The 21,075-nt window shown below is 51.3% G+C and carries 23 protein-coding genes; 2 read left to right on the top strand and 21 right to left on the bottom strand.

Features of this window, described 5'->3' with window-relative positions; genetic code table 11:
• Window positions 1-10 precede the first annotated feature (10 nt).
• The 7 genes from flhA to AC6I7T_RS07745 are packed head-to-tail and all read right to left on the bottom strand — an operon-like array spanning window position 11 to window position 5,912.
• The gene (flhA, locus tag AC6I7T_RS07715) at window positions 11-2,131 is read right to left on the bottom strand and encodes a flagellar biosynthesis protein FlhA (protein WP_497792772.1); all 2,121 of its coding nucleotides are present in this window, start codon (window positions 2,129-2,131) and stop codon (window positions 11-13) included.
• Complete coding sequence (locus AC6I7T_RS07720) at window positions 2,128-3,321, bottom strand: EscU/YscU/HrcU family type III secretion system export apparatus switch protein (RefSeq protein ID WP_497792773.1); 1,194 nt, start codon at window positions 3,319-3,321, stop codon at window positions 2,128-2,130. The genes flhA and AC6I7T_RS07720 overlap by 4 nt, the downstream gene beginning before the upstream one ends.
• An 18-nt stretch (window positions 3,322-3,339) precedes the next feature.
• Window positions 3,340-4,125 carry a flagellar biosynthetic protein FliR gene (locus AC6I7T_RS07725; RefSeq protein ID WP_497792774.1) on the bottom strand — a complete coding sequence of 262 codons (786 nt, stop codon included), beginning with the start codon at window positions 4,123-4,125 and terminating at the stop codon, window positions 3,340-3,342.
• Between the two features lie 57 nt (window positions 4,126-4,182).
• Entirely contained in the window at window positions 4,183-4,452 is a 270-nt protein-coding gene (locus AC6I7T_RS07730) for a flagellar biosynthetic protein FliQ (RefSeq protein ID WP_497792775.1), read from the bottom strand.
• 12 nt (window positions 4,453-4,464) lie between these two features.
• Window positions 4,465-5,166 carry a flagellar type III secretion system pore protein FliP gene (gene fliP, locus AC6I7T_RS07735; RefSeq protein ID WP_497792776.1) on the bottom strand — a complete coding sequence of 234 codons (702 nt, stop codon included), beginning with the start codon at window positions 5,164-5,166 and terminating at the stop codon, window positions 4,465-4,467.
• Window positions 5,160-5,510, bottom strand: a complete 351-nt coding sequence (locus AC6I7T_RS07740; RefSeq protein WP_497792777.1) for a flagellar biosynthetic protein FliO — start codon at window positions 5,508-5,510, stop codon at window positions 5,160-5,162. The genes fliP and AC6I7T_RS07740 overlap by 7 nt, the downstream gene beginning before the upstream one ends.
• A gap of 18 nt (window positions 5,511-5,528) precedes the next feature.
• A complete protein-coding gene (locus tag AC6I7T_RS07745; RefSeq protein WP_497794571.1) occupies window positions 5,529-5,912 on the bottom strand; it encodes a FliM/FliN family flagellar motor switch protein in 384 nt (127 codons plus the stop codon).
• A 421-nt stretch (window positions 5,913-6,333) separates the two neighbouring features.
• Between AC6I7T_RS07745 and AC6I7T_RS07750 the strand changes: the two genes are divergently transcribed.
• Complete coding sequence (locus AC6I7T_RS07750) at window positions 6,334-6,822, top strand: flagellar protein FlhE (RefSeq protein WP_497792778.1); 489 nt, start codon at window positions 6,334-6,336, stop codon at window positions 6,820-6,822.
• Between the two features lie 105 nt (window positions 6,823-6,927).
• On the opposite strand, the gene AC6I7T_RS07755 is transcribed toward AC6I7T_RS07750, so the two are convergent.
• The 13 genes from AC6I7T_RS07755 to AC6I7T_RS07815 form a co-directional block, all read right to left on the bottom strand.
• Entirely contained in the window at window positions 6,928-8,271 is a 1,344-nt protein-coding gene (locus tag AC6I7T_RS07755) for a flagellar hook protein FlgE (RefSeq protein ID WP_497792779.1), read from the bottom strand.
• Between the two features lie 71 nt (window positions 8,272-8,342).
• Window positions 8,343-8,759 (bottom strand): flagellar hook capping FlgD N-terminal domain-containing protein, encoded by a 417-nt coding sequence (locus AC6I7T_RS07760; RefSeq protein ID WP_497792780.1) that lies wholly within the window; start codon window positions 8,757-8,759, stop codon window positions 8,343-8,345.
• 38 nt (window positions 8,760-8,797) lie between these two features.
• Window positions 8,798-10,549: a hypothetical protein gene (locus tag AC6I7T_RS07765; RefSeq protein WP_497792781.1), complete on the bottom strand. Its 1,752-nt coding sequence runs from the start codon at window positions 10,547-10,549 to the stop codon at window positions 8,798-8,800.
• Window positions 10,550-10,636: 87 nt separating this feature from the next.
• Complete coding sequence (locus AC6I7T_RS07770; protein ID WP_497792782.1) at window positions 10,637-11,131, bottom strand: hypothetical protein; 495 nt, start codon at window positions 11,129-11,131, stop codon at window positions 10,637-10,639.
• 19 nt (window positions 11,132-11,150) lie between these two features.
• Entirely contained in the window at window positions 11,151-12,461 is a 1,311-nt protein-coding gene (locus tag AC6I7T_RS07775; RefSeq protein WP_497792783.1) for a FliI/YscN family ATPase, read from the bottom strand.
• An 11-nt stretch (window positions 12,462-12,472) separates the two neighbouring features.
• On the bottom strand, window positions 12,473-13,264 hold the full coding sequence (locus AC6I7T_RS07780; protein WP_497792784.1) for a FliH/SctL family protein: 792 nt from the start codon (window positions 13,262-13,264) through the stop codon (window positions 12,473-12,475).
• Between the two features lie 37 nt (window positions 13,265-13,301).
• Window positions 13,302-14,387: a flagellar motor switch protein FliG gene (fliG, locus tag AC6I7T_RS07785; RefSeq protein ID WP_497792785.1), complete on the bottom strand. Its 1,086-nt coding sequence runs from the start codon at window positions 14,385-14,387 to the stop codon at window positions 13,302-13,304.
• Window positions 14,388-14,400: 13 nt separating this feature from the next.
• Window positions 14,401-16,056 carry a flagellar basal-body MS-ring/collar protein FliF gene (gene fliF, locus AC6I7T_RS07790; RefSeq protein ID WP_497792786.1) on the bottom strand — a complete coding sequence of 552 codons (1,656 nt, stop codon included), beginning with the start codon at window positions 16,054-16,056 and terminating at the stop codon, window positions 14,401-14,403.
• Between the two features lie 60 nt (window positions 16,057-16,116).
• Window positions 16,117-16,452 (bottom strand): flagellar hook-basal body complex protein FliE, encoded by a 336-nt coding sequence (gene fliE, locus AC6I7T_RS07795; RefSeq protein ID WP_497792787.1) that lies wholly within the window; start codon window positions 16,450-16,452, stop codon window positions 16,117-16,119.
• Between the two features lie 13 nt (window positions 16,453-16,465).
• Window positions 16,466-16,933, bottom strand: a complete 468-nt coding sequence (gene flgC, locus AC6I7T_RS07800; protein WP_497792788.1) for a flagellar basal body rod protein FlgC — start codon at window positions 16,931-16,933, stop codon at window positions 16,466-16,468.
• A gap of 40 nt (window positions 16,934-16,973) precedes the next feature.
• Window positions 16,974-17,348: a flagellar basal body rod protein FlgB gene (flgB, locus tag AC6I7T_RS07805; protein WP_497792789.1), complete on the bottom strand. Its 375-nt coding sequence runs from the start codon at window positions 17,346-17,348 to the stop codon at window positions 16,974-16,976.
• A gap of 122 nt (window positions 17,349-17,470) precedes the next feature.
• Entirely contained in the window at window positions 17,471-18,736 is a 1,266-nt protein-coding gene (locus AC6I7T_RS07810) for a sigma-54-dependent transcriptional regulator (protein ID WP_497792790.1), read from the bottom strand.
• A 57-nt stretch (window positions 18,737-18,793) separates the two neighbouring features.
• Window positions 18,794-19,495, bottom strand: a complete 702-nt coding sequence (locus AC6I7T_RS07815; RefSeq protein WP_497792791.1) for a response regulator transcription factor — start codon at window positions 19,493-19,495, stop codon at window positions 18,794-18,796.
• Between the two features lie 240 nt (window positions 19,496-19,735).
• Here AC6I7T_RS07815 and lexA point away from each other — a divergent pair, with 240 nt between their 5' ends.
• Window positions 19,736-20,398 carry a transcriptional repressor LexA gene (lexA, locus tag AC6I7T_RS07820; protein WP_497792792.1) on the top strand — a complete coding sequence of 221 codons (663 nt, stop codon included), beginning with the start codon at window positions 19,736-19,738 and terminating at the stop codon, window positions 20,396-20,398.
• A 260-nt stretch (window positions 20,399-20,658) separates the two neighbouring features.
• Here lexA and trxA read toward each other — a convergent pair whose 3' ends face one another.
• Window positions 20,659-20,991, bottom strand: a complete 333-nt coding sequence (trxA, locus tag AC6I7T_RS07825) for a thioredoxin (protein WP_497792793.1) — start codon at window positions 20,989-20,991, stop codon at window positions 20,659-20,661.
• Window positions 20,992-21,075: the final 84 nt, after the last annotated feature.

Genomic DNA, 21,075 nt, shown 5'->3' on the forward strand with positions numbered 1-21,075 from the left:
TCTCGACCCCTTACTTGATCGTACCTACTGGCCGTAGCTTAGTCTCCGCCGGCACTTCGGAGGGCGACAATACCGTAATCCTCGGAAGCAGCGGTTCGAGCCAACGCCTCAGGTGATATCGTGCCGGACTTGGACATAGGAGCACGGGAAGGGCCGCAGAAGATTGACCGCCGATTAAGTGTTTCAAAGAATCGATGACCCTCTTTAAAACCGGCGTTGTGCGGATTTGTCCATCGGAAAGCATACGAATAGTTTGCTCACTTGAGAAACTACTCATCAATTCCTCTTCGAGAGACGGATCGAAGAGAAGCACAGGCAATACACCCTCGTTATCCAGCAACGGGCGTACTAGTCTACGAGACAAGGCCTGACGAACAGACTCAACCAGAAATGGAAGGCTACGATTGACTGGAGCGGCTTCTACCATAGCTTCAAGAATAGTCCCAAGATCGCGTATGGAAACACGTTCCCGCAAGAGCTGCTGTAATACCTTTTGAACTTCGCCTAGAGACAGAAGCTTGGGAACCAGCTCCTCGACAAGCTTTGGATGAGTGTCGTTAATACTGTCGAGCAGACGTTTTGTCTCAGCTCTGCTCAGCAATTCGTGAGCATTCTGACGAATCATCTCACCAAGGTGGGTACTAAGAACTGTAACAGGATCGACTACAGAGTATCCGGCAGCCATGGCTTGATCCTCCAGATTCGACTGAATCCAGATTGCAGGCACACCAAAGGCAGGTTCTCGGGTCTCCTTGCCAGGCAACGGACGACGATTAGGATCGGCAGAAACAGCCAGCATGTGATTGGCTTCTGTCTGCCAACGGCCGATCTCAATCCCGCGCAAGGAGCAGACATACTCACGAGGACGCAGGCGCAAATTATCAGAGATGTGTACCGGCGGAACCAGAAATCCAAGATCGGAGGCAAGGTGACGGCGCAAAGTGCGGACACGGTTCAACAGCTGTCCGCCCTGCTTTTCGTCAACCAAAGGTATCAGCTGATACCCAATCTCCAACGTCAGATCGTCAAGATGCAAGAGCCCGGCAAGATTCTCAGGTTGGGTCTTGTCTGCCTTGGCTTTCTTGTCAGCCGCCGTTTCAGAACCGGTTGCCGCTTGTTCTTTGCCCAAGGTCCGACCCGCATAGGCCAAGGAGCCTGCAACCAGGAGAAATGGGATCTTGGGCAAACCAGGAATCAGGCACATTCCAGCGATCACGCCGCTGGCAATGTAAAGCGTGGATGGACGCTTGAAGATTTGAGAGCCTAATTCTCCGCCCAATGTTCCGGAAGTAGAAGTACGTGTTAACACGATGCCACCGGCTACCGAGACAAACAAGGACGGAATCAAAGTTACCAGTCCATCGCCCACGGTTAGAATCGTGTAAGTTTTGAGGGCTTCAGTCACATCAATGCCCTGCTGCAGAGTTCCGATTAATAATCCAGCGATGATGTTAATCGCAGTAATCAGGATTGTTGCCAGAGCATCACGCTGATTGAATCGAGAGGCACCGTCCATGGCGCCATAAAACTCAGCTTCCTTAGCGATTGACTCGCGCCGTTTTCTTGCTCCAGCCTCATCGATCATGCCGGCATTCAAATCGGCGTCAATCGCCATCTGCTTACCTGGCAGAGCATCCAAGGTAAAACGTGCAGTAACTTCTGCCGTACGTACAGCGCCATGGCTAACCACCAAGAACTGGATCGCAGTCAAGGCCAGGAAGATTACGAAACCTACAACATAATTACCGCCTACGACGAATTGCCCAAAGGCCTCAATGACATTTCCGGCGGCCGCTGTACCTTCGTGTCCGTGCAGCAAAATCCTTCGACTGGAGGCAATATTCAGTGAAAGGCGGAAGAGCGTGAGCAACAGTAACAAGGTCGGAAAGACCGACATGTCAACAGCCTTGCGGACCTGAACTGCCGTCAAAAAGACCATGACGGACGCAGCCATCGACAGCGCCAGAAGCAAATCCAACATGACCGCAGGTAGCGGCACCAGCATGACAAAAACCACGCTGATGGCCCCGATCGGCAGCATGAATTCTCTGGCGATTTTCGAAATCTTTCCCAATAGCCCTTGCGATCCTGGCTGAACGGCTCCCGAAGGAGCAATTGCTGTCGTGCTCATAATCCGGTCCTTGTCGTCATGTCAGGCTGCGAGGTTCCCATAAGGAGCGAGGTAGCGAGACTAGACGTCTTCTGGTTATTTGCTTTTGACTGTGCTTGTGCCTGTGCTCGCGCAGCTTGTTGAGCCTTGTCTCGCCGCATCTTCTCTTCCACCTGCTGACGGAAGAGATATGCCAAAATTGCCGCTACAGCAGCGTACAGGTCTGCAGGAATCGGCTGACCAGGCTCTACCGTGCGATAAAGGGAGCGGGCCAAAGGCGGGTTCTCTACAATCGGAACTCCTGCCCACCGTGCTTCCTCTTTAATCTTCTGTGCGAGAAGATTGCGGCCCTTCGTCAGCACCTTAGGGGCTTCCATGGTCTCGAAATCGAAGCTTAGTGCTACGGCAAAGTGTGTCGGATTCGTGATGACGACGGTCGCACGGGCAACATCCGCTTTCAGCTGACGCATGCGCATTTGCCGCTGCAGACCACGAATTCGACCCTTGATCTCGGGGCTTCCTTCGGACTCCTTCATTTCATCACGCATGTCCTGCTTCGACATCTTCATCTTCTTTTCCCAGCTAAACCATTCGGTCGCATAATCAATTGCAGACCAACCAAAGATGATCCATGCCGTACTCTTCAACAGGAAGTAGCCATCCTCGGCCAATTCCGTCAGATGAGAGATACTCATTGGCGCCAGTTGCGCCTGGTGTTCAATTCTCTTGACCGCCAGCATCAGCAGGATCGCCGCGGGAATCATGACCTTAGCAAGCTTGGTAATCGACCGTATCGAAAATAGCTGCTGAAGATTGCTAACCGGATTCAACCTGTCAAATTTCGGCTGAAGGCTCTCAGCATAGAATCCCAATCCCCGATTTTGAGCAACACCAATCAGCAGTGCCGCACCCACGCTGGCAACGAGGACCCAGGCCAAAGGCGATAACGCGGTCAGCGCAATATTGCGCATCTTGAAAATGGTCGCCAATTGTTGGCTTCCATCAAAGCTTCCAGTAACACCGATATGGAGAAAGTCACTATATGCAGCTGCCCATCCGCTCACAAACCGTGGAGCCACATACCCCAAAGTCATAACACCGGCCAGCATGGACGCACCGGAAAGCAGTTCCCGGCTTCGGACAAAATCGCCTTTTTCCCGAGCTTTCTGCCTTTTTCGTGATGACGCTTTTTCTGTGCGCTCGCCTGCCATGCTTTCTTTCTCGAACCCTTAGCTCTTCACAACACACTGCTGAAGAAGCATCGTCGCTTGATTCAGAAGGCCATTGAAGTGGGTCTCGATATACCGGGGCCACAAGGCCAGAGATCCAATCAACAGCACGTATCCGATGATGGCCTTTGCCGGCACCGTGAATGAGAGCACCGGAATCTGAGGAGACATTCTTCCCAGAAGGCCAATAGCCAATTCCACCAACACAGTTGCGGCAATTACAGGAGCCGCAAGCTGTAGGGCACAGAGGAAGACACCGCCGAACATCGCAGCTATTGCTGCCCCCGTCTTGGCACTCATTGCAACAGCTCCAACCGGAGCAATTACAAAACTGCGCATGATTGCCGCCAACATCGTCCGATGAAGTCCAGCTGCCACCATCATGAAGACCCCGTAGGTGGAAAAGAGCTCGCCCAATATGGCTGTCTGCACCTGCGTTGTAGGGTCCATCAAATTGACCAGTGAAAAGCTGAACTGGACTCCCATCACTTGCCCTGCAAAAATCATGACCTCATTCAGCATCATCAGCACGAGCCCGTAGATTAATCCGACAGACAATTCTCCCAATATGGCACTGAAACTAATTTCGGAATGGGCCATCGGCAAACCGGTAACTATGGGGCATAGCGCCCAGGCTATTGTGATAGCCAGCATGGCTTTAACTCTGCGAGGAAAAACCTGAGATGAAAAGAAAGGGGCAAATACCATCAGGCCGCTTACGCGCAAAAGCACCAAGACCATGGCACTTGCCATTGCAGGCCAATTCACTGACGATGCCGATGTCACCGGATCCCCCCCTAAACCTTTTGAATTCGCATTGGGACTGGCAGTTCGAACATCCCGTTATCCGAGAAAACGATGGAAATCGGAATACAGCCTTATCGTGTATTCGAGAAGCCGACGGAGATACCAGGGCATGCCCACCATCATCACCACGGCGACGAGCAGTAGCTTGGGAACCACCGTAAAAGTCTGCTCCTGAAGCGAGGTCAGGGTCTGAAACAAACTCAGAAGGAAACCCGCCCCCATTGAGGTGATGAGGATAGGAATGGAAAGAATCAGGCACTCCAAGAGGAGGTGCCGCATCAATTCTGCAACTTGATCTGGACCCATCTCATCACTCCTCTAAAAACTCTTCAGCAGAGAACTTGTCAAAAGATTCCAACCATCTACCATGACAAACAGCAAAATCTTCAACGGGGTGGAAACGACCACAGGTGGTAACTGGAACATACCAATTGCTGTGGTAACGGATGCTGTCACCATGTCGATAAGTAGAAAGGGTAAAAAGAGAATTGCCCCAATCTGAAAGCCAGCTTTCAACTCCGAAATCATGTAGGCAGGAACAACAACCTGCATCGGCAGGTCTTCTGGAGTATGTGGGCGGCCTACTTTAGCAGCGGAGGCAAATAAGGCCAGATCCTTTTCCCGCGCATAGTGCAACATAAACTTCTTGACTGGTTCCGATCCCTTATCAATTGCCTGCCAACCCGTAATCTGACCCTGGCGATAAGGCTCGACTGCCTGCTGATCCACAGATACAAGGACCGGCTGCATCAGGAACCAAGTCATCATTAGCCCCAATCCCATCAAGACCTGATTGCTTGGAGCCGTATTCGTCCCGAGCGCCTGGCGAAGAAAATGGAAAACCACCAGCAGACGCACTAGAGGCGTCATTGATAGCAAAATGGCTGGCAGCAAGGTGATCAGCGTCAGGGCAAAAACAATAACCCAAGGCGTTGAGTTTCCTGGGGCCATGCGAGCATCCAGGTTGGGAAGAAGAGGAGCAGCCGTTGCAGCTGCCAAAGAAAATACAGAACCTAACAACTCGTCCGTCCTTTCCGAACTGTTGGCCGCTTCTTCGGCTCTGCCTGATCGATCTGTGAAGCATCCGATATTGCCATCAAAGCAGGGGTCGAATCACCCGACATCGCAACCAAAATGGATTGACCATGAACCTCAACCAAGACCAGGCTCTTTTTAGGACCAAGAGAGACGCGCCCCGAAATGGTCAAGGCAGCCTTTTGCTCTCCCGACATAGGAGCAACCAGCTTCTTCACCCTAGAAAGAAGGTTCTTGATCTTTTCCACAATAGGGGGCATTGGAGGTTGCTGCTTAGCAATCGCCGGAGTCTGTCCGGCAGGCCCCAATACCATCTCGGCTATCTGCATGAATTCATACCTCTTTGTTTATGCCAGGCGGGTAACACGAACAGCCAATCGCTGATCTACTACTTCAAATTCGGTCCAAACCAACTGGATATCGCCGCAGGAAAGTGGGAGATCTTCGCCATTAGCCCAATCGCTGGAGAGAACACGGCCCTTTTCGATCGTGACCAGATCTCGAACCCGGAAGGCAGGAATAGGAATAGCCACTTTTAATTCAACAGGAAGTGCGCCCAACGCGGACTCAGCCGCAAGAATCTCTCCAAGACGAATCTTGGCTTTCTCTTCAGCCGGGAGATCAGTCATAACTAGCGCATTTTCAGTGGATTCCTGTGCTTCCTCAGGCGCATCAGGGACGGCCTCGGACTTTATAACCGGATTCTCATTTTCATTGGGACTAGGGGTCATCACCTACACCTCAACCTTTCGCGAAAGGGATGTGCAGTCGATGGACCGGAATGAAGGCAGGAAAATTAGAGAACTCTAATCAAGAAATTGATGTGCTTGAGCACCACACGGCACAACGCCACGGATGCCTCTGGGAATAGTTACCAGACTCCTTAAAACAATTGCCATAGCCACTAAACCACAACTACGACACACTAACGGTATCCCCTGCGCACTCCATCTGGCAGCACTATTCCGAGGCAAAACGTGGAATTGATATAGTCAGGTCTATAGCACAAGCACTAGTTAATAACTAGACTAAAGTAACCTACTCAGATTCGGCCTGCAGGTCTAACATTGCTGCCAGTCTATATAACATAGATTGTTTCGTTTTATGCTTCCTCGCGTTATTTCTATGTTACGACTTGAGGAGATCTAAATAATGATGCGCTTCTTCAACAAAGCTTTTATCACTCTGATCGGAATATTGTCCTTCTCACCAGCCCTTTTCGCTGATCAAGCTGGCACAGTGACAGCAAATTGGGTCAAAAATGAGCAATGGCCTACAGTGAGTCAAAAAGGTGTTGAATATAGAGTACCAGCCTACGGGAATTTATTATTCCCCAACAAAAATAACCTCCCGAGCTCTGCACTGATCACAGTTGTAGCTTGGACCTGGGGCTTTGATCCAGCCCACAGTGCCTACGCGAAACTATGCGGTGTCGACAGCAGCGTCACGCCTTCGAGGGAATTTTGCGATGACATAAGTAATACACCTCACGGAACATCCGATACGTGGAGAGGAATACCTGTCGCAAATATCGAGTTTTACTTAAAATTTAAAGTTCCCGGAACAGGTCGACTCTCTCCTGAATACAGGTGGAACACCGACTCCCAAGTTATCCTGAACTGGTATGCAAAAATCCCCTAAAAGCGACATCAAAAACTAAGTATGCATACACCCTACTTGACCGCTAAGGCGATTAGCCCCTAGCGGCCAAGTAAGTCCTATGCATTGATGAAGTCAACAACCTCACTACGAACGGATCAAATTAATAGTATCCTGGCTGATAGTGTCGAAGGTTGTGACGGATTTGGCATTTGCCTCATACGCACGTTCTGCAACGATCAGATTTGCGAACTCTGTCGAAATATCGACGTTAGAGTTCTCAAGATAAGTATCCTTAACCTTGCCACGTCCGCCAGTACCGGCTACACCAATGGCGGCATCGCCGGATGAACTTGTTGTAGCGTAGAGGTTGTTTCCCATCGCTTTCAGACCCTGCTCATTCGTTACAGAGCCAATAGCTACTTGCCCCAAAACGGACGTATCGCCATTTTCATATTTAGCCCTTACAGTACCGTCGGAATCGACAGTAAATCCACTGTACTTCGAACTTGTATTGCCATCTGTTAGTGCGTTCTTAATGGAAGAATTGTTTCCTGAAGTCCCATTACCAGAACTTGCAACCTGATTCATTTCTCCCACGCCATTGGCATCAAATAGCGTCCAGGTAAAGGACGAGAGACTTGCTCCATCAGCAAAGGAATGGGTTGCAGTTGAAATGGTCAGCCCAGGCGTGGCAGCATTCGCTGTTCCAGTTGGAGAATTACCTCCGGCAGTGTTAGTAGCATTAACACCTGTCATATTACCATTGGCGTCAAACGTCATTGTTCCCGAAGAAAGCGTCACAGCTCCGGCGCCGCCTGATGTGAAATCTGAGCCCGGCATTGTGACACTGTAATCCCAAACACCCGCAGTACCGCTAGGGTCCTTCTTGAAAGTAACTGTAGCTGTATGAGCTACACCCAAGGAATCATAAATGATAAGCGAAGCCGGAGAAACAGTACTTGCTGTTGTCGCATTGGGATCAAGGGTTCCCTGAACAACTGCATTTTTGGTCGCGTGCGGGGTCTCAACCGAATTGACAGGCAGAGTAATCGCAGTCAAGGCAGCGCTGGTATCCACCACTCCAGAGGAGTTAACGGGATATCCCATGACATATTCACCGTTCTGAGTGGTTAATTGCCCGGTGTCGCTGGTCCTAAAATTACCGTTACGGGTATAGTACTTGGCACCGCTGCTATCTGTTACGACAAAGAAGCCATCCCCATCGATTGCCATGTCGGTGGCAAGAGAGGTCCCTGTGGAAGATGTGCTCGAAAAATTCGTGGAGATTGCGCTGATCTTTACACCTGAACCGACACTCTGAGGATCGCCTGCACCATTTGATCCCATGGATTGGTAAAGCATATCGCTGAATTGAGTCTTCTGGGACTTGTAGGCGCTCGTATTCAGGTTCGACAAGTTATTGGAAATGGTATTCAGCGCTGTTGAGGTAGCCGACAGGCCGCTCAGCGGAATGGAAAATGATGGCATTTAGATATTCCTCCGTTAGTTACTCGTGTTATTTCGGCCATTATGGCCATGCTGGCTACAAAACCTATGCATTACTTCGTCAAGGCATTTGCAACTGCAGCTGCCTTGTCCGTGGAATTCGAGGAGGCATTTGCGTACGGGTTATTCGTTGCCGCCTGCGCACCACCTGAAATCGCTGAAGATTGGCTTGACGCGGTGACATGGAGAGCGTTGTCAAGCTTAGTAACCCCACTATTGATACCAATCAATTGTTGCAGTGAATTGATCTGCACTAGCTGGTTCACATACTGATTGGGATCGGTGGTGTTTGTTGGATCCTGATTTTTCAACTCCGTGACCAACAAAGTTAGGAAGTCGTTAGCCGTAATACTGATGCCACCCGTTGAGCTGCTGCTTGAGGTCGAGCTGCTGGTAGACGCAGCCGCCTTCGCATTAACACCTAGAGCCGATGCGCCCTGAGTTGCACCTTGTAAAGCGGAAACATTCATGCCCACTCCTTCATTCACTCTCTATGAGTTACAAATTCTTAAGCCAGTACAGAGATCCGTGATGCGGTTTCCGGCATCCAAGCGGTTTCTGTAGTTGTTGTCGCGGGAATTGAGGAGGAAGCCGATCCTCGCCACACTTCCCCTACTGAAGCTTGACTGAAAGACTGATTCTGGTCTCCAGCTCCTTGCCCAGATTGCTGATTAAACGTGCCTGAACCGTTATCGGTTCCCGTGGATACCGATATGTTCGACAGATCCAGATCTCGGGATGCTACGAAGTGCTGCATCGCCGGTAACTCCTGTTGGAGTGCATGTTGCGCTTCTACCGAACCAACCGATAAAGAAGCTGACACCTGACCGGCATTCATCTGAGTCTTAACTTCGACCCATCCATATCTCGAATCCTGCACACCAACTTCCACTTCCTTATGCGTTGCACGCAAAATCTGAGCGGATTGGTTGTGCGCCGGAGCACTGTCAAGAGCACTAAAGGGATTCGTTCCGTTTTGCGCTCCCAGGTCTTGAGCTATGGCCTTTTCACTCGACCCGATAGTTGAAGTATGTGCTTCGGATCTTGCCACCGACGCCAAGCCTGCTAAGTCAGTTTCCGAAGTATCTTTACTCTGAGTTCCGGACTTCTTGGTACTCACTGCTCTTATAGCTGAAAGCTCCTCGGCCGTTAGCGACTCCCCGCGATCCGTACTTGTAGAATTTAAAACCTCACTAATCTTGGCCTCTGCCCCCTGCAGAACTTGCGCACCAGGAATAAACTTTTCCTCCTCTGCCTTTTGCACGTCAGTTGCCGTATCAGGAGAAGAAACTTTTAGATTTTTCTCGGCAGACGTAGTTACATCAGCTGAAGTAACTTGCTTTTTTGTCGACTCAGAGGAAATAGACGAAAGATTACTCGACTGTTCCTGTAGTTGAGAAGAGAAGGTTTGTTTTGCCGGCATGGAATCCGCCAGCTCTTGTGTTTCCTTGCCCCTAACTCCTGCTGCCTTGTCAGTTCCTTTTACCGCTATTCCGGCTGTCTTCTCAGTTCCCCCTATTTGCAGGAGAGACTCAGTTGCAGTCTTTTGCCCAGGCTGTGTGTTCTGAATAATTCCTAAAGATTCTGTAGCGGACTGAGAATTATCAATCCCTGGAATTACCGCAGAAGTATTCTGAGCAGTCGTGAAAGCCCCCGAAGCGAGCTGATCACCGGAACTCTGAATAACTTTATTCTTATCATCTGCAGATGTGGCACTTTGCGCTTGCAGAGCTTCTGCTGCCGCAGCTGCAATTGCCGCAAGGTCCAGCCCGGATTGTTCGCCATCCTTCTGCTGTTGCGATGCTTGACCAATCTGCTCCGTCGCATCCTTGGACGTGGACGAATCGGACGTCTTCGGCGAAGCCACCTTACCGAGCTCTTCTGTTACAGCCGTAAGCAATGCTGTAGGATCCGAAGCGCCCATAAGAGAACTTCCATTAGGAAGTTTTGAGAATTGCCCCGCTACTTGCTTAGAATTCTTTGAGGTTTGCTGTAGATTAGCAGCATCTTCCGTCTGAGCGAGAAGTGTCGACTGAGCGGGCAATGCTTCATTACCGAGGACAGTTGATTGTCCTGGAGTTGCCACGGTATTGCCCGATAACCCCTGCGCCTCAGCGGCCAAAGCTGCCATCTGCTCAAAAATGCCTTCAAATGCACCAAGAACAGAGTTTGCCTGCTGTGCACCCGCGGAAGAGGCCGTACCACCGGCTCCTCCTATACCTACCGAGCTATTCGAAGATACTGAACTAATATTCTGCACGCTTGAGTTACATGCAGGAGAGATGCCATTTACTGGAGAGGTGCCGTTAGAGGAATCTAGGAATAAACCCTATATCCTTATACAGGACTAAGCAGATGTTGCCGATGAAGGATCAGAAGTGTTTTCTTTTTGCGAACGGCGTTCCTCGTCCGCCTGAATACGAAGCCGTTCCGTCTGATACCACTCATCCAGGGCTTGCTGAGCCTTTTTGAGACGTTCAGCCTCAGCTTCCGCCTCAATCTTGCCTAATAGACTTGAGGTTTGCATCGTCAACTTACGATGCTCAAAGAAAGCTTCCCGGCACTCTATTACTCTTTCCAGCCGGGTTTCACGAATAGGCTTGAGGTGTTCCACCCGCCACTTCGACAATTCTTGTTCTACTTCAGCAGCTAAGCGGTTTTCGATATCTTGATTGATTATTGCTGCACGCGCAAGCTCGCGGCTGGCTCCGCCGCGACGTTCCCAACAGTCGATCCCCTGCTCAACCTCGGCCAGATCACGCACCGCTACCTCCAGTTGCGCTCTGCTCTGGTCCTCGACCAATTGCCGGACTTTGAGAATGCGTTTGAGGGATCGAGACATAAATCCAGCTTAATCAGGCCTAGATATTTTCAACAAGGTTTTCTAGTTGCTCGGTTGCCATTTCGAAATTGACTGATTCAGAAGAATCCTGCTCCAGAAAAGTACGAATCGATGCCCGGGCACGAAGCGCACGATCCAGCTCAGGATCCGTGCCTGGCTTATAGGCTCCGATTCTGACCAAATCTTCAGATTTGGCATAAACAGACATTAATTTACGAACCAACGAAGCTTGCTTCTTATGCTCAGGACTAATAACCGCTGGCATAAGACGACTAATTGAATCAAGCAAATTGATCGGAGGATACCAACCCTCAGAAGCCATCGCACGGGACAGAACCACGTGTCCATCCAGAAGAGAACGCACCGCGTCCACGATAGGATCCTGCTGGTCGTCTCCCTCCATTAACACAGTGTAAAAAGCGGTGATGCTACCCGTTTGAAACTGACCTGTACGCTCAACTAACTTTGCAAGGCGGCTGAAAACAGATGGTGTATAGCCTTTGGCCGTAGGGGGTTCTCCGGCAGCCAAGCCTATCTCACGAGCAGCCATGGCAAAACGAGTTAGAGAATCCAGAACTAAAAGAACATGCTTGCCCTGTGCTGCAAAGGATTCTGCAATAGTCGTTGCAGCCAGAGCTGCACGCATACGCAAGAGCGGCGATTCATCGGAAGTCGAAACAACGACTACAGATCGTTTCCGTCCTTCCACTCCCAAGCTGTCTTCGAGAAACTCTCCGACCTCACGGCCACGCTCGCCGACCAGCCCGACTACAGTCACGTCCGCAGCAGTATTTCGGGTCATCATACCGATGAGGGTGCTTTTGCCAACACCAGACCCGCCAAAGATACCTACACGCTGGCCCCGACCAACAGTTAACAGTCCATCGAGTGCCCTGATACCTGTTCCCAGTGCAGTTTTGATGGGAACACGGTCCAACGGCTTGCGCACGTCAGCATCCAGAGGCATTAAGTCTTCAGCTACGGGTTGGCGCCCACCATCGATCGGGTTACCAAGAGCATTCAGCACTCGGCCTTGAAGTGCCGAACCAACTTCCAGCTGTGGCAACACGCCTAATGCAGATACGGAATCGCCAAAGCGAATTCCTTCCGATGTCTGAACAGGCATGGAGAGAACATTAGAACCACGGAATCCGATCACCTCCGCCAAGTGCCGGCGGCCGAATTGATCAAGAATCTCGCAGCACTCGCCAACAGAGCAGAGGGGGCCCACAGACTCGATGGTCTGGCCAACAGCCTCTAGGACCTGGCCGCGCCAGAACCATGACTGGCGATGCTTAAGACGGGTAAAATAGCGTTCCAAAAGCGCCATTCGTACTCCCGTCAATTCCGTGATGTTGGGATTACTGTATCGGAAGAAGATGCTCCCGGCCGCTGCTCGAGTAAATCAAAAAACCCTCGTTCAATTTCGGCCAACTGGGCACGAACGCCTAAATCCACGGTTCCGACTTCAGTCTCGATGACACAGTCCCCATCGATAAAATTCTCTTCGCCGATGACCTTAGGCCGCAAAGGCAGATTGGGCATCAGATGGAACATCTCTTCCCAAAGCGAGAGCTCGTTTGAAGGCACGCGGAGACGCACTTGAGTCGTCTCGGAAAGCTGTCCGAGTGCAACTCGAACCGCACCGGAAAGAAGTAGCGGATCCATCTGAGCTTCGCGATGGAGAATTTTCGCCGCGATGGCAAGAGACAGTTGTACCACCTGTTGCTCTACATCGTGGAAATACTTGTCCCTCTCCTCGCCAAAATGCTGTAGAGCTTCGTTGACAGCTTTCCGAGCCCCATTCAGCTTCGACTCAGCTACCACCTCGGCATCCATTTTCCCACGATTGTAGGCCTCGGCAACGCGAGCTTCCGTCTCTGCGCGGGCCTGGCTCAACCGGGTATGCAACTCTGTTTCGAGTGCAGCAATGCGGGGGTCCTCAAGAACAACTTCCTTCTCAGGCGCAGGGGTAGAGGCAGACTCTTCAGCCTTTTTCTCTTCCGGTTTGACGAATCCCGAGAAGATCGAATTTACCCGCACGCTGTTTATGCTGCCTTCGTAAGGCGCGTATTCCATCGGCTTGATCTGCAATTCGCCGTCTCCGACTATCTCCCAGCCTTGTGTACCCATTTCGTCACCACACTCTTCTTCCATGATAAGAGAACAACTAGACCATCAGGTCGTCGCCCTGCTCCAGTTTCAGAATGACCTTGCCATCTGCTTCCAGTTTGCGAGCCAGATTGAGGATTTCCTGCTGAGCGGCAGCAACCTCGCGGCTGCGGACAGGTCCGAGAACTTCCATATCTTCCTGCAACATTTCGACTGCACGAGAAGACATAGCTTTGAAGATGTGAGCCCGCAGATCTTCTCTGGCTCCACGTAAAGCCAAAGCCAGCTGCCTCTTGTCCACACCAGCGATAATCTCGCGGACACTTGCCGTCGGAACAGTAACCAGATCTTCGAAGGTGAACATCAGATTGCGAATGCTGATGGCCATCTCCGGCTCGGTCTCTTCCACGTGTTCCAAAATCTTCTTCGCTGCTTCTGCATTCAAGCGGTTCAACAGATCGGCAACAGCCTTAAATCCAGAGTAGGCCTTGCGTCCGGTATCTGCCACCGATTCCAGCTTGCGATGCAGAATGGTTGCAACCTTCTGAGCCATTTCCGGCGAGAACTGACGCATTTGCGCCAAACGAAATACCGCAGCAACCTTCTGCTCTTCACTCAGGCTATCGAGCACCTGAGAGGCACGCTTGGGATCCAAGTGAGCCAGCACGAGCGCGATCGTCTGCGGATGTTCCCCATCCAGGAACTTGCCCAGCTGTTGAGGATCCACCTTCTGCAGCATGGAGAGGTTGCCATGGCTCGCCTCTTGTGCACGGCGAACCAACATCAGCAAATCTTCTGCACGCTGTTTCCCGAAGGCATCGACCAGCAGTCTCGTGGCGTAGTCCAAACCGCCATGGATCATGAACTGCTGGGTCTCGATCATCTCATAGAATTCTTCGAGAACCTGGAGGCTGAGGTCTGGCGAGATCGTACGCAGATCCGCCAGTTCCTCCGTCAATCTTTGAACATCATTCTCCGGCAGGTTCTGGAGGATCTTCTTGGCGATTTCGTCGCCAACCGCCACCAACAAGATTGCGGCCTTGCGAAGTCCCGGCATCTGCTTCCACTGCACTCTACGCGCCGGTGGAATTCCCGTTGGGGAGACGCCGTCGGTCACCCCTGCTGCTTGAGGTAATGCTTCCATCTTTCAGTTCCCCTCACTCACTATGGATCCAGCTCTGCAATAGACGCGAGGTTTGTGCCGGTTCGCGTTTCAGCTGCTCGGTAACCTGATCAAAGACAGTCTGTGCGTGAATCTTCTGCTGTTCAACAATCGGATCAATCGGCTCGGGCAAAGGCTCGGGTGCTGCAGCTGCAGCGGCAACCTGCTCCTGCGCCTTCGCAGGTGACTTCGGTAATGCAGGTGTCTTGGGCTGATACGAAGGCGACATCCGCTTTATAGCTGGCCGTGCGACAAAGATGATGACCAGCAGAATACCGATAAGAATCGTTGCGTATTTCATCAATTCCTGGGGCGATCCAATCTGCTTGCTCAGTCGGTCAATCAGGCTCGGAGGACCGATCTGATTGTTCTCCTGGAACGAGATATTTTCAACCGATACCTGATCTCCACGCTGGAGGTCATAGCCAACTGCGGCCTGTGCCAGCTCAGTCAGATTCTTGACTTCTTCCGGTGAGCGAGACTGCCACACTGGACCCTTATTTCTGGTCGGTCCGGCAACCATCTTGTCGTTCACCAGGACAGCCACGGTTATGCGACGAATTTTTCCAGGAACCTCGATGCTATGACGAACTTTCTTGGAGGCACCATAGGTTCCACTTTCCTGCTTCAAACTCTGAGGAGGAGTGGTTTGTCCGGGATACAAGGGTAGCGAAGAAGTCTGCGCATTGGGGGCGTTACTTACCGTTCCCGGGACTCCACCCTGTACAGCTTGCGGCCCTGAGACCTGTTCGCTCCGTTGCATCGAGAGAGTAACAGAAGCGTTGGGATCATAGGTTTCTGCAACCTCATCGGCGCTATCAGGGTTATATTCCACATTCACCGAGGCACGAACATTTCCGGGACCGGTTACCGGCTCCAGAGTCTCAACAAGCTTTTCAGTTAAAGCTTGCTCTCTTGCCAGGGTCTGAGCTTGTTCGGTCTTGGGTCCAAGAGGAAGATGTCCGTCAGAGTCCACCATCACCACATTCTCAGGACGAAGGCCATCGACGGCTGCAGAAACAAGATTGCGAATCGAGTCTGCCTGCTCCGAACTCAAATTCCGGTGTTTCAGCTTCAGCACCACTGAGGCCTTAGCAGCACGTTGCTGTTCAGAGAATAAGGAATCGTGCGGCAAGACAAGATGAACACGAGCAGTCTGCACGTCACCTAACGTGGCGATGGTATGCTCCAGCTCACCCTCAAGTGCACGCTGATAATTTACTTTTTCGTCGAACTCCGATCCCATCCAATTGGGCTTGTCGAAGAGCTCGAAACCCATGCGGCCACTCTTTGGGCCGCCTTTGGCCGTAGTGGCCAATCTGGCCTTGTCCAAACTCCCAGCGGCAACACGTAATGTAGTGCCGTCGGGAGAGACATCGTAAGGAATTTGTGCTGCTGTTAGTTGAGCCGCCATTTGGCGGGCATCTTCCGGATCCAGTCCGGCATAAAGAGTGCGCCAATCCGTGCGTGTCGCATACCAAAGGAGCCCTATCAACAAGGCCACAGTGGTGGCTGCGGCAACCATGCCCCAGCTCCGCTGTTTCGGATTCAGTCGCCCATAAGCTGCCGTCGCATTGCCCAGCAACGTCTTCGCTCGTGCTCCCAGCGGGACTGCTGCCGGTGATTTATCTAGCTGCTGTGTTTCTGCCATTGCTTATCGATCCGCCGCCTATACTTTCGTCCACTCGAACCTACGCTGAAACTTATGCAGCTAGAACTGCATATTCATCATTTGCTGGTAAGCCGCTACTGCTTTGTTGCGCACAGAGAGTGCCAGCTCAAAAGCGATATCGGCTTTTTGCGTTGCAATCATGGCCTGATGCACATCGACCCCAGTCCCCTGCATCAAACCTTCCACCGTCTCATGAGCTTCTGTCTGTAACTTCTGAACGTTACTAACAGCCTCACGAATCAAATTTGAGAAAGGTACAGCGTTCTCAGAGGAAGAGATATCGCCCGTCGAAATGGCAGGAGAAACGATATTCGAAAGCGTCTGCCCTGCTCCCGCCACCTGAGCCGCGTTTATCGCGCTAGCTGCAATCACCATCACCAATCTCCCTTTACGCCTTCAAGATATCCAGCGAAGTAGTCAACATGCCCTTTGTCGCCTGTACCGCGGAATCGTTGAGCTCATAAGCCCGCGTGGCGCTCATCAAGTCCACCATCTCGGTAAGTGGATTGATATCCGGATATGTGACATATCCGTCCTTATCAGCATCCGGATGATTTGGATCGAAGCGCTTCAACCCAGGAGCCTGATCGCGAATGACTGCTGAAACCTGAACACCACCAGGTACCGCCTGGGCATCACTTAAGCTGCTGCCCATTCCAGCTGCCATCGAAAACTGTGCACCGAAGGTCTGAGGCTGATCGACCGATTGGAAGACGACATGTTGCCGCTGGTAAGGGCCGCCGGTTGTCGTCCGAGTAGTTTCCGCATTCGCCATATTGGCGGCTACAACTTCAGCCCGAACTCTCTCAGCCTTTAGCGCCGAACCACTGACTTCCAATAATCCGAATAGGTTCATCTCTTTCTACCTTTTCTCCGTATTACCAATTGCTTGCAGGTTAGCTGCCGCTGCTTTCTTTAATGGCACTCATCAGATTTTTAAACTGATCTTTTAGCAGCGCCTCTCCAACCTTGAACTCCAACTGGGCTTCCGCCAACGTGAGACCTTCGTGATCCATCGAGACGTTATTACCATCTGGCCGCTCTAGCAGCCCGCCAACTTGTACCACATCAACGGAATGATCATCTCCCGAACCTCCCTGCTTAATTTCGTTCAGAGAGCGCTGCATCTCCGCGTAGAAGTTAATCCCCTTGGCGTGATATCCAGGCGTATCAACGTTAGCCATATTGCTGGCCGACAGCTTCAGCTGCGTGCTGGCTACATCCAGATAACGACCGAGTTCTTCACTTAGCTGCGTTGTTATATGCATCATCAACTCCGCTCAAAAACCTAGAACACTCTGATTGCTGGTTGCTATCTCCTGGAATAAGCACGAGATATGCCCACTTCTACGGTCCTTTCTAAGAATTCCCTAAGCAGAAAGGGCCCGTAAAATCAGAGAGTTACAACATCTCCAAATTCGATTTCAGATGCAGTAATCACAGGGTCTTCCCCAGCTAAAATCGTTGCCCGCTCTAGAACGTGTTCTAGTTCGCGTACATTTCCCGGCCACTTATGCATCATGAGTTTTTCCGAAGCAGTCGGATCCAGCCGCTTTGACGGAGCTTCCTTACCTAGCTGCGCCAGCAGATGATCGACTAACTGAGGCAGATCCTCCGCGTGATCACGAAGTGCAGGAGTCCGAATTAAGAAAACTGCCAGACGATAGTAGAGATCGGGACGGAAGCTTCCCTCCGAGGAACGCTTCGCCAAAGGCTGGTGTGTTGCAGCGATTACGCGAACATCCACCCGCACCGGCTCGTTCTCACCGACTCTCTGCAATTCACCACTCTCGACAAAGCGCAACAACTTCGCCTGCAATCCAAGCGGCATTTCGCCAATTTCATCAAGGAAGAGGGTTCCGCCATTTGCGGCTTCGATTCTTCCGACACGACCTTGCACCGCACCCGTAAAAGCGCCGCGGGTATGACCAAACAGCTCAGCCTCAAGCAACGATTCAGGAATGGCTGCGCAATTCAGCGCAACAAACGGACGATTTGCTCGCGGGCTTAAACGATGCAGAGCACGAGCGACGAGCTCTTTGCCTGAACCAGTCGGACCTTCGACCAGAACCGGAGTTGAGCGAGGAGCCACCAAACGGATACGGCGGCTAACTTCGAGCATCGAAGTACTGGTGCCGATAAATTCAGGCAGACGAAGCTGCGCATTGCTCACCGGCTGAGGTACGGGACGAATAACTGGCATCGCTTTGCAGGAAGACTCTGAGACCAAATTTTCTACCGTGCGTCGCACGACGGCTGGAGCAGAAGGCTTCTCCATCACCGGCGCGCTATTCCAAATTGCCCCATCAGAGTCCTGCCCGCGCCGCAATGCATAAAGCAATTCATTGCGCCTTGGACTGCGAGAATCTCCCTCTATCTCACCATCCACAGTAATCAGGTCCACATCGGGATATCTCTGACGAAATTCATTGACGAATTCCAATACTTCAAGATCCGGCAGCCATGTATCGACAATCATGGCCTCGATGGGTCCCTCTTCCAACTTGGCAAATGCGTCCGCGCCACCTTCGGCCTCTCTGACCTGCCAACGCAAACCAGATAAAGTTTCACGGACCCGTTGCCGAAAAGAACGATCAGAACTGGCGAGAATCGCCGTCTTTGAAGATCGAGCTTGTTGTATTTGAACTGCTGTGGACATAATTCAAGATCTCCTCAAGGCTCAATGTCAGAAATCGAACAAAAATAGCTGATCAGGTTACTCAGCTGAATCAGAAACTCTAGGACTCTTCTCCGGATCGACAATCATGTATCCTTGCCCACGAACTGTACGGATCAAACCACCCGAAGACTCATCATGTAATTTCCGGCGCAAATAGTTGATATAGACGTCGACTACGTTGGTCGCTTGTGCGCCTTCCATCTTCCAAACCTCTTCCAACAGGGCGGTCCGGCTCACACACTGTCCACGCTGTAACATCAGGCGCTCCAACAGGCCGAATTCCTTGTTAGTTAGAGAGATCACTTCTCCGGCACGCTTTACCGTGTGATCGACACGATCAAGCTCAACGTCCGCGCAGCGAAGGATCAAGCGGACTTCTCTACGCCTGCGCAACAAGGCGCGGCAACGGGCTCGGAGTTCCTGAAGAGAAAATGGCTTAATCATGCAATCGTCTGCACCGCGATCGAGACAACGAACGCGTGTATCGACTTCTTGCCGTGCTGTCAGGATCAGCACCGGGAGTTCGGAGTTTGCCGCTCTCAACTCTTGAAGAACCTGCTCGCCGTCCATACGGGGCAGATTAAGATCCAAGATCGTGAGATCGGGAAGGTCCTCAAGAAAAGCATCCAGTGCGGCTTGCCCATCTCCCGCCCAACGAACATGATGCCCTTCCGCTTCCAAACCTCGGCTTAGGAAGTGTCCTAATGCCTTATCGTCCTCTGCAATTAGTAACCTCATGCTTCACTTTCCCCCTGGCTCCCTCAGGGTTAACAAGTCCTTAGACATCTTGCTGCATCACCAAGATCTCCTGTCTGGTTGCCTGACTCAAGGAAAAGAGAATCAAAATCATCCCCCTCATTCCCGTGGTGGAGATCGGGAAGAACCAGATCGGAAATGGGAATTCCCAGGCAACCAACAAGGAATCGTCTTGACCCCTGTTCGAAGGAACAAGGGAACAAAGTAAGGAAACAGGCGTTTTTGCAACTATTTGAGAACAAAAAGCTATTCGATTCGCTTTTTGTTCTCTATAATTCGCACATGGCCGTCACGCGTAGGCAAAAAGAAGTCCTGGATTTCATCGGAAATTTCGTCGAGCGCAATGGGTACTCACCATCGTTCGAGGAAATTGCCCGCGGTATGAATCTGAAGTCTTTAGCCACTGTGCATAAGCACATTACAAATTTGCAAAACAAGGGCTTGCTAGAACGGGCTCATAATCGCAGTCGCTCGATCGATTTGCTCCCACAGAGGCCGAAAGGGCGCGGAACAGAGCGCCTGCCGCTGATGGGCAGAATTGCTGCAGGGCGGCCTGTTGAATCCGCAGAAACAAATGAAAGCATCTCTCTTAACGATATCTTAGGAAACCGCGAGGTCTTCGCTCTCCAGGTACGTGGAGACTCAATGCGCGATGAACATATCGTGGATGGGGATTACGTGCTGGTAGAACACGTTAGAACCGCGCGCCAGGGGGAAATCATAGTAGCACTTGTCCGCGGAGCAGAGACGACCCTCAAACGCTATTATCTGGAGGGGTCTGTCGTACGCTTACAACCTTCCAATATCGAAATGGAGCCTATCTATGTTCCGGCTGCGCAGGTAAGCATCCAAGGCCGCGTGCTAGGCGTACTGAGAAAGTATTAAGACTACGGTTGTAACCGAATCGAAAGGGCACGGCTTCGGCCGTGCCTTTCTCTATTACAACTGGAGAGTTAAAGCAATTTAAGTCTTTTGAATGGTCCAACAGAAAACCGATATTTATATGGTCATTTCCTAGCGGAATAGACATATAAATATCAGTTCTTGTCCAAAGCTTTTATGCTTCAACTTCCAGCTGAACAAAAGCTCTTAATGAAAAGCCCGGTCAAATGGCCGGGCTTTTCATTGAAATCATTGCATCGCAGCTACTCAATCAGCTTATTGATGCTGCGTTCGATATTCTCACGCGGAACATATCCGACGATCTGGTCAGCTACCTTACCGTTCTTGAAGAACAGAAGTGCTGGAATTCCACGGATTCCGTAACGCATTGGGGTTGATCCATTACGGTCTACATCCATTTTCGCTACTTTCAGCTTTCCTGCATACGAGGAAGCTACCTCATCAACGATAGGAGCCAGGGCTTTACAAGGTCCGCACCAACCAGCCCAAAAATCCACCAGGACAGGCTGCTCCGATTGCAGCACCTCCTGCTCAAATGTTGCATCATTCACTTCAAAGACTGCCTGTCCAGCCATCTATTCCTCCAATTCCAGAGTTCCAGCTTAGTCTACCGGATCTCCAGCATTCCTTTAGCATGGGATGCCAGAAAAGACATTTCG

This window comes from Humiphilus diazotrophicus (assembly GCF_059726315.1).